Here is an 11,873-nt window from a genome sequence, read left to right as displayed (position 1 = left end):
GTCAGTTTGCCCCGGAATGGGGTGGTCAATTTGACGCGGAATCACTGGTCACATTCCGCCGGAATTGGGTGGTCAATATCAGCGGTATATCCACCCTAACAGTACGGATAACCGGCCTTTTCAAGTATTCAATACGCAACCGAACACGGAGTGGAGCTGGCCGGGCGTAGGTATCCAGGGTAACGGTACTCATGTATATGTCCAGTGCGCGGAAGGCCGCGGTCTTGGCGAGGGGGTATCTCAATCGTTATATGACCTAACCCCTCTATCGGGGAATCAATGGAACGCAGCAAGAACCGTCCCAGGAGGATTTTCGGATATTTCGATAAATTGGGCTTCCGGTATGGTTAAAGACGCCAGCGGATACGTTTATGCATACGGTGTTGAAAGTAAAAACTCCGGATATAACAGTAATATCTATGTAGCCCGTTTTCACGTCGATAACCCCCAGGCCTGGGAATACTGGAATGGCGTGATCTGGCAGGCCGGAAGCATCAGCAAAAATGCACCGGTATCCACTGCAGGTCTTGCTTCTGTTGCTGTTACCAAAGTGACGAATGCAGCCGGGAAGTCCAAATATGTGATCATGACTATGGATAATGGCTTCAACTGCAATGATGTTACGCGCGGCATTTATGTATTAACCTCCGACAATCCGACCGGGCCATTTACCGCGCCACAAAAAGTTTATACGATTAAAGAGTATTTAGGAGGACAATTCGCCAGATACTATACACCGCATATGCATCCGGAATTTATAAACGGACGGAACGAGTTGTTGATGACCTATTGTCTTAACTTTTCTGCATGCGGGGTTCCGGACTGTAACAACAATGGCCTTGATCCCTATTATTACCGGGTTAAGGGGATTAGGCTTCCTTTTGCCAAACTTGGCCTATAAGTACAGCGAAGGAGCCACGCTTTAGGGCTTGGCTCCTTCATTAATCATTTATAATAAATTCAAGGTTTTGTCTGATCAGACAGCAGTTTAAGTTATCAGAATCTTTGGGTTTGAAGTTTAGCAAAATCTGGTGTGTATTGTACTATTGGCATTCCTGATAATTGTTCGTAACACATGACCATCAAAGAATCCGCTACCAGATAGTCTAAAATGTCATGAAAGAATTTTATTGGAACGCTAATTATTGAAGTGCTGTCTAAATACTAAAGGCGACTGACCTGTTTTTTGTTTGAAAAGCTTACTGAACGAGGGCAGGTATTCGAAACCAAGGCTATATGCAATTTCACTAACGGTAAGATCTGTTGTAGCTAATTTTTGCTTCGCTGTTTCTACCAGTTTATCATGAATGTGTTGCTGGGTATTCATTCCTGTGAGCGATTTGAGTAACCCGCTCAGGTAATTCGGTGAAATATTCAGCTTATCTGCCACATATTGAACGGTTGGGATTCCAAATGTCAATTGATCTTCATTACCTAAATAATCATCAAGTAAGCTTTTTAATTTTTCGATAATGCTGTGGCTGCTTACGCTCCGGGTTATAAACTGCCTATGGTAGAACCGGTCTGCGTTGCCGAGCAATGCTTCCAGGTGAGCAATGATAATCGCTTGCGAAAACCGGTCGGTGTATGCATTGCATTCTTCTCCGATCTTTTCTACAATATCATTCACTCTTCTTTCTTCTTTTTCAGAAAGAAATAGTGCCTCATTTGCGGAGTAACCAAAATATTGGTAGTTCCTTATGTTCTTGGATAAAGTTGAATTAGTCAAAAAGTCAGGATGGATTAACAGCAACCATCCTTTCGGTTCCGATGCGCTACGGTCCACCGTTTCAACACGAAATACTTGTCCCGGAGATATAAAATACATGATGCCCTCGTCAAAATCGTATGTCTGCTGTCCGTATATCATTTTAAAGTTAACACCACGTTTAACTGCTATAGAATAAAAATCGAAGATCGTCCCAACCCCGTATTGACCATCCGGAATACGGATTTTGGAATAGTCTATCAGACTGATCAAAGGATGTGATGGGCCGGCAAGGCCTGTAATCCGATGAAATTCGGTAATCGTTTTTATGTGTTTTGGCGCTGCGCTCGACATTTTGCTAAGATGATTTTTTAGACATTCCTTTTTGCAAAGCCTTCTGGAAGAAATTAAGCATGGTCTCGGGTGCGAGTCTGCTCATCACTTTAAGGATTTTTGCCAGGCCTGGTTTAATTTCAAAGTTATCATTCAAAATCCCTTTGATAGCAACATTGATCATTTTGTCCACTGCCATGTTTGAACTGCTGTCAAGTAAATGGTTAAAAGCGTCAGCCAAAGGGGTTGCTGTGCCCGGGGGCGCCAGTTCAAACACTTTAATACGTGTCTGCTTTAATTGTAACCGTAAAATGCGGGTGTAAGCATGTAGCCCCGCTTTGGCTGCGCTGTATACAGGTGATGCTGGAAAGGGAACAAATGCCAATCCTGACGACACATTGACTATTGCTGCACTTGTTTTGGTAAGTAAATGCGGCAGGAATGCTTGTACCATCCTTATGCTTCCAGAAAGGCTGATATCAATCTCGTCGGTGATTTCATTGAGGTTCAAGTTTGTGTTTAGCAAATCAAGGTTTCGCATAATACCAGCATTATTGATGATGATGTTGAGCTCTGGAAATTGACTGGTAACATTCTGCAATAACTGCGCGATAGCAAGCGGATCGCTAACATCGCTCTGAAAGATGTGAATTTGAGGGAATCGCTTCTTGGCTTTTTCAAGGCTGGAAATATCCCGACCAGTTATGAGAATTTTATTTACGCCGTTATCAACAAGTTGTTTAATAAATTCCAGGCCAATGCCGCTGCTTCCGCCTGTGATAAGTATGGTGCTGTTTTTAAGTTCCATCGTTATATAAGTTATTAGGCAAAATTCGGCAATTTAACCATGGCATATTTGTTCAAATCTCTGATTGTTTTAGCCTAACTCAACAATGTCTTACCGCAACAATCAATATTTGTCCATAAGCTAAATAATATCAATTCTTTCTCGCCCTATTCAGCGGCCGCAGTCAGGAGGTATCTTACTATAATTTTCACATATTAAATTAAAGGAGTTTTCGCATCCCATAAAGCTTAATTAACATAAAGGCCGCGTTTTAACGTTTCCTTATTATTAGTAAGTATCTGATATTATTGAACTGTGTAGCGATGTAAAACAAGAGTTTGACCACATTGAACATTACGTACTTTATCGCTTGGTATGCGTTTGCCTTTATTTTTGTTGTCTTCCAAAATTTTCAACTTTTGAAACCCATTTTAATCTAGTCAAGTCTTTAGAGTTTTTTATAATTCCAAAATATGAAACTTTAACAGGATTAATCCCACAAAATTGCAAGGTTGATTTTTTTAGCTGGTTTACACTGGGCCGACCATAAAACAACCAATAATACCAGCTTGGTTGGTCAAGTGTGGTAATGATATGAGCAGTCTTGCCTTTCAATAATTTGTCCCAGAAAATCGAGTTTGTTCTATACTGAAAGGCCATCCCAGGCAAAAAGAGTCTATCAATAAAACCTTTCGTAATTGCTGGAATGCCCCCCCACCAAACGGGATGAATCCAAATTAAATGGTCAGCCCATTTAATTTTCTCCCAAGCATCTAATAAGTCTGGTTCTAATTCAGACCGTTTTTGATACCCAAATTCGAGGTTTGGATTAAACTTCAAGTTTGAAATTGCAATCTCCTTTACTTCAGAATTATTTTCTAATGCTCCTTTTTTATAGGCTTCCGCAAAACCAAAGTTCAAACTTTCTTTGTTTGGATGTCCATTGATAATCAAAATTTTCTTCACCATTTATCTTATTTTAAAGAGACAAAATTAGGCTTGGGTATTCAGAAAATTTAGGACAAATGTCTAAAAAGCAATCTCTTTTCTAATTCTACTTAAATGTCTTTGTGAAATGCCTAAATAAGATGCTATATATTGTAATGGGATTTTTTGTATATACTCGGGTTGGTTTTTCATAAGGTCGGTATATCGCTTTGCAGCATCGCTTCTTTGTAATTGAAATATCCTTCTTTCCAACTCAATATATTGTTGCTCGGCTATAGCTTTCAAAAAATAAACCCAACTTGAATTCTGTTGTGTTAACTTTTCAAACTTAGCCTTTTGGATAATAAGCACCTCAGTTTGTGTAATGGCCTGTATGTTTTCCTGTGTTGGCAGTGCTGTAAGAAAAGAAGAGTACGCAGTCATTAAGCTGTTCGGAAATGTAATACAGTAAGTGATTTCTTCATCTTTGTCGGAAGTATAGTATGAACGTAAACTTCCTGATAAAACAAATGCCACATGTTTGCAAATTTCTCCCTCTTTAATGAAATACTCAGATTTCTTGAAGAGTTTTTTAGTTGACAGTTGAATAAAATCTCCTATTTGATCGTCCGTCAATATCCCGAAAGATTTTAAAAAGAGATTTACGCTGTCGTGTGTCATTTGAATTAGGCGGTTAAAATGGTTGCAAGTTCGTCATATATTTTTTCGTTATCTGCATAATTAACAATGTAATTTCGTGAAACGGTCTAACTATGTCTCGTATTCAAAATAGCCTATTTTGTTTATTAGTCGGATATACACGCCTTGGACAAAACTCCGGTAACTGTTATAAGGTTCACAGAATATTGTTTTGATTTAACTTTAAAAGGTTGCTAAAAATTATATTTGTATCTTATACTGCACTATTAAATTCATTGGTATGCTGCTAAGTAACCCCATTTATGATCCTTTAGGAATAGAATTATTCGCCATTGACGAAACGTTTGAAAGCGTATTTAATGGTTTAAAAGGGGCGTATTTTCGCTTATTTTACAAAGAATCCATACGCACTGATGGCGAACGCGATGCAAATATAGAAAGGGCATATTACAAACGGTTTAAGGAAATAAGTCGGCTGAAGCGTTCATATCGTTATAACGACTGGATCAGTAAGAAAGAAGCAGTAGAAACTTATGGCCCGGAACTTAGACAAATGATAGAGATTGAATTGACACAATTTAAACCATTTGTTTAGATATTATAACACATTGATGACTAAGTAGTTATTATGTATAATTTATCAATTTGTTTTGTTAACATTTTTAATATGCTGAGAAATCATCAATTTGTTTGGAACGAGAAAACCTTAAAAATCGCGCTAATAATGCAGGAAACCCAATATTTCAATACTTTTCAAAGCTTTTTTTATAATCAAATCGTTTGAACGGACTCATTTATCAGCCAAAACATGATCATCGTTATCCAATGCACCGACCGCGTAGGCCTGGTTGCAGCCATATCCGGCCTGCTTGCCCAAAAACAGTTTAACATTACCAGCATGCAGGAGCATGTAGACAATACCGCCAACCTGTTTTTTATGCGACTGGAAGTAGATAAAACCGGTGGCTATGAGGGGCTTGAAGAAAGTTTGAAAGAAGTTTTGCCCATCGGCTCGCTCATTAAAATAAACCCCATCGCTCAAAAAAAGATAATTGTACTGGTGACCAAAGAATATCATTGCCTTGCGGATATTTTGGTGCGCAATTATTTTAACACACTGGGGGCCAGTGTACAATGCGTGATAGGCAACCACGAAACCTTGCAGGACATTTGCCGCCGGTTCGACGTCCCTTTTTACTATGTGGCCGCCGGCGAGGACAAAAACGCCTTTGAACAAAGCGTTACCGGCATCACCAAAAAATATGAATTTGACTACCTGGTTCTGGCCAAATTTATGCGCATATTATCGCATGGTTTTGTGAGCCAATTCCCCAGGCAGATCATCAATATCCATCACTCGTTTTTACCGGCCTTTGCAGGTGCCAGCCCGTACCGACAGGCATACGAACGCGGCGTAAAGCTTATAGGCGCCACCGCCCATTACGTAACCGACGAACTGGATGAAGGCCCCATCATCGCGCAGCAAATTATCCCCGCCAACCACTCCCTTACCGTGGCCGATATGGTAAAAGCCGGCAAAGAAATAGAAACCGCCGTTTTAGCCAAAGCCCTTAAACTGGTTTTTGACGACCGGGTGTTTGTTTATAAAAATAAAACGGTGGTGCTGGAGTAGGTGCTTTTACTTTTAAATAAATTAAAAGAAATATTGTACTTTAACAGTACGATAACCTTATCAATGAAATTAACCCTAATTACCTTTATAGCAGCACTTTGCTGTTTTAATGCATCGGCACAAGAAGTAATTGAACCTGTTGAAAGAAATATCAGACTCGAGTTTATAAAGGGCGACAGCATCCGTCTGGGCTTAAACGACGAGTTCAATTTAATTGAAGAGAGCTGCAGCCAGATGTTTCGCTACGCGCACGTTAACATGCAAGAACGCAAGTTTACAGGCCCGTTTATAGATGTAAGCCACGATAACCCCAAACTGATCATAACCCAGGGTACTTATTCTGCCGAAGGACTAAAGGAAGGGCCATTTGTTATTAATTATTTGGATGGCACGCCACAGGGAAGGGGTAGCTTTAAGCATAATAAATTTGAAGGCAAGTGGAAGGTTTTTTACAACACAGGCAAGCCATTAATGACCTTTGATGCCAGCGGATCCGACATTAAAATTATTGATGTATGGGATGATAAGGGCAAAAAAACAGTAGACAATGGGAATGGCACCTACCGTGCTGATATGGGCTTTATGTACTGGAAAGGCAAACTTTTGAATGGCCGGCCAGATGGCAAATGGAAATCTAAAAAGACGGCCGATGATTCGGATTTTACAGCTGAGATATACAACCTGGGGACTTTCAAAAAAGGTAACACTTCGTTTAATGAATATACCGATGGGCCACGTATGGTATTAATATCGCCAACAATATTTTTATTTGTAGGTGCCGAAAGGCTCAGTTTCTCGCAGTTTGGATGTGATTTTACAAAACAAAAAAAGGTTGTTAATGCAAGCTATTCGGGAGGCATCAACTCTTTTTCGGAGCGCATTGGTGAGGCGTTAAGCGCTTATCTTAATACCATCGACCTAAAATCGTATGATGAGCAGTTAACCATTGAAGGTGAAGTAAGCGAAACCGGTAACCTTGCAAAACTAAAAGCTATAAACCCTTTTAATATAAACATATCGCAAAGCTTGATGAACAAATTGCGTACACTGCCAAGGCTAAAACCTGCTACAATAGATGGCAAACCTGTTGCAGAAGGTTTTTCCATTTCGCTTCAGTTCCAAAATGGCATGTACAGGTTCAGCTATCGGTTTTTACCAATTAAACAATAAAGTTTACCAGATAGATTTCAACGGCTGTATCTGCAGGTGCTCTATCTCCATACCGTTGTTTACAATACTTAAGCGCGTGTATGGCTTTTTAGGGAAGTAAACGCCCGTCATGTTACTTAACCCACCATCTGCAAACAACTCAACAGATGATACATCGACAAGCAATTCGAAACTTGAGGTTGGTGACAGCGAAATACGCGGCACATAGCTTACGGTTGCAAATTGGTTGTTAAATGCGTTCCGCCCAGCTTTTTTACGGTCGATATAATAACGGCTGTTTTTAGCATCGTAGCCAACTACTAGCGTTTCGCCGGCAATGTTAGATAGCACTACCGAATAATCTTTCACAGCCTCGGTAGTAAATTTAAGCAGGTATTGCGTTGGCTTTTGTTTGATGACCGAGAAGATGTTGTTATCCTTTGCCAAAAGCTGCGCATCAACCTTAATGGTTTTGTTAACTGTTTTATTAAGTTCTTTCACCGGGTTAGATGTAAGGAAGATATCCCCCGCGGTTAGCTTTAACGATAATTCGCGCGGGATGGTCATGGCGTTGCGCCATTTTACAGTTGGTACCTGGTTAGCGTAAAGCCAGTTACCCATCCAGCCTAAAAACACTTTGCGGTTGCCGGTATTGCCAAAGGTTACACCCGCGTAATCATCTGGCCCATAATCTATCCATTTGGTTTGGGTGCTGCTTGGGGTAAAAGTCTTCCCATCAAAATGCCCCACAAAATATTGCGTTGCCGAGCCTTTATTAGGCCCGCCGGGGTTGATGCTTACCAGCAATACCCAATATTCCTTACCGTTCAGTTTCAGCGGAAAAAGATCAGGGCATTCCCAAACACCGCCGTGGGCGCCAAGCAACTGCCCAAAATCGCTCTCTTTTTTCCAGTCCTTTAAATTTGGTGATGAATAAAAGGTTATCCTATCCTTGGTAGCCAAACTCATCACCCATTTTTTGTCTTTAGCGTACCAGAAAACTTTAGGGTCGCGAAAATCTTTTATGCCGGGGTTTTTAAGCACGGGGTTAGCTGTGTACTTTGTCCAGGTGGTGCCTTCATCAAGGCTATAGGCAAGGCTTTGGTTTTGAAATACGGATGAGCCAGCCTTCTCCCCTTTTGGATCGTGATGGGTAAATATGGATACCATGGCGGGTTTATCCTTTGTTCCAAAGCCGGAAGTATTCTTATCGTCAACCACTACGCTGCCGCTAAAGATGTAACCCAACTTATCGGGATATAAGGCGATAGGTAGCTGTTTCCAGTGGATCATGTCTTTACTTACCGCGTGCCCCCAGTGCATTGGCCCCCAAACTGTAGCTTTTGGGTAGTACTGAAAAAACAAGTGGTAGGTGCCTTTATAGTACACCATTCCGTTAGGGTCGTTAGTCCACTTTTCACGGGGCGAAAAATGAGCCTGCAGACGGTATTGTTCGTGGTATAATTTGGTTGCTGTTTTTTGTGCCTGCGATGCTATTGCCGCTAAGATAAAGCACCCTATAAATAAGCTTCTCTTGATATCCATAGATATTACAATTCAATTTGGGTATATTCAGCTAATACATTGGTGTACTAAGCTAAACACTATAAACTGAATTGTAACAAGGATAGTATGATATTGTTAGTCGAACTTCACGGTTTCGGCGCCGGATACCCTGGCAACATGGCAATTGCAACCTCCCGATACTTTAATGGTAACCTGCTTGGTTTGGCCGGTTGATACGCTGGTAGCGGTAATACGGATGTCATCACCCTCCACAGAAAAATCGCTTTTGGTTTCGTCTGTAGCAATAATTATCGCACCCTGCACCATATTTACAGTGGCTGCGTAGGATGTAGCCGGCACTGCTTTGCCCGTGCGTACGTTTATTACCGATACATCTTTAATTTCTGTTGGTTTGCCGTCCACATCAGTAAATGAAAAAGTAACGACGCTAAAAACTGCCGTACAGATTTGCGTACCACAGGCCGGTTTGTTTTCGTTTTTTTTACAAGCCGTAAACGGGACTGCCAGCATCAATACTAAAAGTAATTTCTTATACATAATAGGTTGGTTTGTATCTATTACGTATAGCGCATATTGAATGCTACAGAAGAGAAGAAATATTACAGGATCTGGTTAAATTCTAAGCGTTCGCCATCGGGCCCGGTAATGTTGAAATACTTGCAGCCATTAGCCCAAAATTGAAGAAAGACAGGTTCGGGTTCGATAATATTAAAGCCAGCTTGTTTAACATTTGCAAATGCTTCGTCAATATCAGGGACATTAAAAGCCACATGATCTATATGTCCGTTATTGCGTGTGCGGACCTCTGATAAGCCCGGCTCGGGTAGCTGGTAAAGTTCTATCACCATCTGGTCACGCTGCATCATTACACAAGTGCCGGGCTTGCCGCCATCTATAAAGCCTGCCTGCATTACGTTGGCAAAGCCAAGCCGCTCATAAAACGTTTGTGAAGCGGCAAGATCCGTTGCCGGGATGCCGATATGCTGGATGGCGGTGATGTTGATAGTGGACTGCATGGGGATGATTAAACGATTTTTCGGCACAACGGATTATCCCGCTTTTCCCTGTATTGAATTTATCATTAACACTAACAATGATGCTAATAAAGCTATAATTATAAATATCAAATTTGTCTTCAGCGGTATAATATGTCCGCTTCCATTATACACAGCCAACAAGAATACTGCAAGCGCAGCAATAATAATCAAAGCGATTCTTATCACTTCAAGAGGCTTCATCCTACAACACCCTAACCTTTAAATAACTTGGATTCGCTTTTGAACTATATACCTTGTGGGTTGCTTTTTTAAAGTCGGTATCTTTTGCTTTCATAATATCCTGGAACTGCTGGGTGTTCCTGTCTATCAGCGGGAACCAAGTGCTTTGAATCTGTACCATTATGCGGTGGCCCTTCTTAAAAGTGTGCAGTAAGTCCTGTAACTCGAAATTTACCGGCGTTACTTTGCCGGGCACAAATGGCTCTGGTTTGCTAAAGCTGTTGCGGTACTTGCCACGCATAGCCTCGCTGCGTACCATTTGCTCGTAGCCAGGCATCTGTACATCCTTACCTGTAAATTTACCGGCACTTGCGGTATCAGGGTAAACATCTAAAACTTTTACTATCCAGTCGGCATCGGTGCCGGTGGTGCTTACCTTTAGGTTCGCCCAGATGTTGCCTGCAATGGTAATGTCTTTATCAAGCACGTCAGTTTTATAAGTTAACACATCGGAGCGTTTCTCGGCGAAGCGCTGGTCGGCGGTCATGTATTCGCGTTTCATATCAAAGTCGATACCATCTATAAAAGGCACCGGGTTCATCGGGTCTGAAACAAATTCTTTAAAGTCGTTTTTAGTGGTGGTTGGCGCGGCGAAAGATAGTTTACCGCCCGGCAATAAGTAAAGATTTTTCTCCTGTGCCTCAACCGGCGGCCATGCCTTGTAAGTTTTCCATTGGTTTACACCTGTTTCAAAAGTATTCACCTTAGCGATATCAAGCGGCGTGCCTTTCAGGTAATGGCTAAAAAACGCGAATTCTATTTTCTCCCTGTAAAACGGACCAGTTTCGCCAAAGCCTACGTCGCCCAGGTGGTCGCCCGCGCCGCGTGCCCAGCCGCCATGTACCCAAGGGCCCATGGCAAAGTAAACAGGAGTGATCGGGTTCTTTTTAGCTAATACTTTATAGGTGTTGATGGCACCGTATAAATCCTCGGCATCGTACCAGCCACCGGTGACCAATACGGCAGTTTTAATATCGTGCAGGTGGGTTAATACATTCCGTTCTTTCCAGTGCTGGTCGTAATTGGGGTGATCCATCATTTCGTTCCACAGGCGGATGGTATCTTTATAATACTTTACATTAGAGTTGCGCATGCTGCCCATATCCAAAAAGAATTTATAGCCATCTTCTGTGCCGGGGTTAAAACTCTTTGCACGGCGCTGGGTTGGTTTATCATCCTGCCTGTTGGTAAAGCCCGGGTAAAAGCCAAAATTTGCTACCAGCATAAACGCGCCATTGTGGAATGCATCATCGCGGTATAAGTCGGCAATTGGTGCTTGCGGCGATGCTGCTACAAGTGCAGGGTGGCGGCTAAGCAAAGCCGTGGTGGTATAAAATCCCGGATAAGAGATACCCCACACCCCTACCTTACCATTGTTATTCGGCAGGTTTTTGATCAGCCAGTCAATGGTATCGTAAGTATCGGTACCCTCATCAACGTCCTTATTAGTTTTGTGGACTTCCAGCTCGGGCGTCATCTCCTCGTAGATACCCTCACTCATCCAGCGGCCCCGCACATCCTGGTAAACAAATATGTAACCATCGTGCACAAACTGGCTTGAAGGGCCAAGGCCACCCTTATATTTATCAGTACCATACGGGCCAACACTATAACAGGTGCGGTCCATCATAATGGGGTATTTTTTGGTTTGATCTTTAGGTACATATACCGATGTAAACAGCTTTTTGCCATCGCGCATCGGCACCTGGTATTCAAACTTGGTGTAGTTCTCTTTAATATAAGCGGCATCGCTTTGCGCGAAGGTGCTTACAGCAAAAAGTATAAAGCAGAAAGCTAAAAGGAAAGTTCTTTTCATCGTATATATGTTGATGCTTTAAAAGTAGTGAATAAAACAAAAAAGGCGCTGATAAA

12 protein-coding genes are annotated in these 11,873 nt (G+C 41.8%); 4 read left to right on the top strand and 8 right to left on the bottom strand.

Features of this window, described 5'->3' with window-relative positions; all coding sequences use genetic code 11:
- Positions 1 to 64 precede the first annotated feature (64 nt).
- Positions 65 to 901 (top strand): DUF4185 domain-containing protein, encoded by an 837-nt coding sequence (locus tag ACVW0P_RS20560; protein ID WP_457133735.1) that lies wholly within the window; start codon positions 65 to 67, stop codon positions 899 to 901.
- Positions 902 to 1,138: 237 nt separating this feature from the next.
- On the opposite strand, the gene ACVW0P_RS20555 is transcribed toward ACVW0P_RS20560, so the two are convergent.
- The 4 genes from ACVW0P_RS20555 to ACVW0P_RS20540 form a co-directional block, all read right to left on the bottom strand.
- Positions 1,139 to 2,062, bottom strand: a complete 924-nt coding sequence (locus tag ACVW0P_RS20555; protein ID WP_457133734.1) for a helix-turn-helix domain-containing protein — start codon at positions 2,060 to 2,062, stop codon at positions 1,139 to 1,141.
- A 4-nt stretch (positions 2,063 to 2,066) separates the two neighbouring features.
- A complete protein-coding gene (locus ACVW0P_RS20550; protein WP_457133733.1) occupies positions 2,067 to 2,849 on the bottom strand; it encodes an SDR family oxidoreductase in 783 nt (260 codons plus the stop codon).
- A gap of 366 nt (positions 2,850 to 3,215) precedes the next feature.
- Complete coding sequence (locus ACVW0P_RS20545; protein ID WP_457133732.1) at positions 3,216 to 3,797, bottom strand: NAD(P)H-dependent oxidoreductase; 582 nt, start codon at positions 3,795 to 3,797, stop codon at positions 3,216 to 3,218.
- 60 nt (positions 3,798 to 3,857) lie between these two features.
- Entirely contained in the window at positions 3,858 to 4,436 is a 579-nt protein-coding gene (locus tag ACVW0P_RS20540; RefSeq protein ID WP_457133731.1) for a Crp/Fnr family transcriptional regulator, read from the bottom strand.
- 259 nt (positions 4,437 to 4,695) lie between these two features.
- Between ACVW0P_RS20540 and ACVW0P_RS20535 the strand changes: the two genes are divergently transcribed.
- The 3 genes from ACVW0P_RS20535 (at position 4,696) to ACVW0P_RS20525 (ending at position 7,218) form a co-directional block, all read left to right on the top strand.
- A complete protein-coding gene (locus tag ACVW0P_RS20535) occupies positions 4,696 to 5,010 on the top strand; it encodes a hypothetical protein (protein ID WP_457133730.1) in 315 nt (104 codons plus the stop codon).
- 213 nt (positions 5,011 to 5,223) lie between these two features.
- Positions 5,224 to 6,048 carry a formyltetrahydrofolate deformylase gene (purU, locus tag ACVW0P_RS20530; protein WP_457133729.1) on the top strand — a complete coding sequence of 275 codons (825 nt, stop codon included), beginning with the start codon at positions 5,224 to 5,226 and terminating at the stop codon, positions 6,046 to 6,048.
- Positions 6,049 to 6,111: 63 nt separating this feature from the next.
- Positions 6,112 to 7,218, top strand: a complete 1,107-nt coding sequence (locus ACVW0P_RS20525; protein WP_457133728.1) for a hypothetical protein — start codon at positions 6,112 to 6,114, stop codon at positions 7,216 to 7,218.
- 3 nt (positions 7,219 to 7,221) lie between these two features.
- On the opposite strand, the gene ACVW0P_RS20520 is transcribed toward ACVW0P_RS20525, so the two are convergent.
- The 4 genes from ACVW0P_RS20520 to ACVW0P_RS20505 form a co-directional block, all read right to left on the bottom strand.
- Positions 7,222 to 8,742 carry a glycoside hydrolase family 32 protein gene (locus ACVW0P_RS20520; RefSeq protein ID WP_457133727.1) on the bottom strand — a complete coding sequence of 507 codons (1,521 nt, stop codon included), beginning with the start codon at positions 8,740 to 8,742 and terminating at the stop codon, positions 7,222 to 7,224.
- A 96-nt stretch (positions 8,743 to 8,838) separates the two neighbouring features.
- Entirely contained in the window at positions 8,839 to 9,261 is a 423-nt protein-coding gene (locus ACVW0P_RS20515) for a hypothetical protein (protein WP_457133726.1), read from the bottom strand.
- 62 nt (positions 9,262 to 9,323) lie between these two features.
- Positions 9,324 to 9,740, bottom strand: a complete 417-nt coding sequence (locus ACVW0P_RS20510) for a VOC family protein (protein WP_457133725.1) — start codon at positions 9,738 to 9,740, stop codon at positions 9,324 to 9,326.
- A 223-nt stretch (positions 9,741 to 9,963) separates the two neighbouring features.
- Positions 9,964 to 11,817 (bottom strand): CocE/NonD family hydrolase, encoded by a 1,854-nt coding sequence (locus ACVW0P_RS20505; protein WP_457133724.1) that lies wholly within the window; start codon positions 11,815 to 11,817, stop codon positions 9,964 to 9,966.
- Positions 11,818 to 11,873 lie beyond the last annotated feature (56 nt).

Source organism: Mucilaginibacter sp. UYNi724 (assembly GCF_054057495.1).
Note: the sequence above shows the minus strand (reverse complement) of the source record. Positions and strands in the feature narration are given on the sequence as shown.

What these genes read in the sequence shown, in the direction of transcription:
- ACVW0P_RS20555 (WP_457133734.1), bottom strand. Translation starts at nt 2,062, where the DNA reads ATGTCGAGCGCAGCGCCAAAACACATAAAAACGATTACCGAATTTCAT.
- ACVW0P_RS20550 (WP_457133733.1), bottom strand. Translation starts at nt 2,849, where the DNA reads ATGGAACTTAAAAACAGCACCATACTTATCACAGGCGGAAGCAGCGGC.
- ACVW0P_RS20545 (WP_457133732.1), bottom strand. Translation starts at nt 3,797, where the DNA reads ATGGTGAAGAAAATTTTGATTATCAATGGACATCCAAACAAAGAAAGT.
- ACVW0P_RS20540 (WP_457133731.1), bottom strand. Translation starts at nt 4,436, where the DNA reads ATGACACACGACAGCGTAAATCTCTTTTTAAAATCTTTCGGGATATTG.
- ACVW0P_RS20535 (WP_457133730.1), top strand. Translation starts at nt 4,696, where the DNA reads ATGCTGCTAAGTAACCCCATTTATGATCCTTTAGGAATAGAATTATTC.
- purU (WP_457133729.1), top strand. Translation starts at nt 5,224, where the DNA reads ATGATCATCGTTATCCAATGCACCGACCGCGTAGGCCTGGTTGCAGCC.
- ACVW0P_RS20525 (WP_457133728.1), top strand. Translation starts at nt 6,112, where the DNA reads ATGAAATTAACCCTAATTACCTTTATAGCAGCACTTTGCTGTTTTAAT.
- ACVW0P_RS20520 (WP_457133727.1), bottom strand. Translation starts at nt 8,742, where the DNA reads ATGGATATCAAGAGAAGCTTATTTATAGGGTGCTTTATCTTAGCGGCA.
- ACVW0P_RS20515 (WP_457133726.1), bottom strand. Translation starts at nt 9,261, where the DNA reads ATGTATAAGAAATTACTTTTAGTATTGATGCTGGCAGTCCCGTTTACG.
- ACVW0P_RS20510 (WP_457133725.1), bottom strand. Translation starts at nt 9,740, where the DNA reads ATGCAGTCCACTATCAACATCACCGCCATCCAGCATATCGGCATCCCG.
- ACVW0P_RS20505 (WP_457133724.1), bottom strand. Translation starts at nt 11,817, where the DNA reads ATGAAAAGAACTTTCCTTTTAGCTTTCTGCTTTATACTTTTTGCTGTA.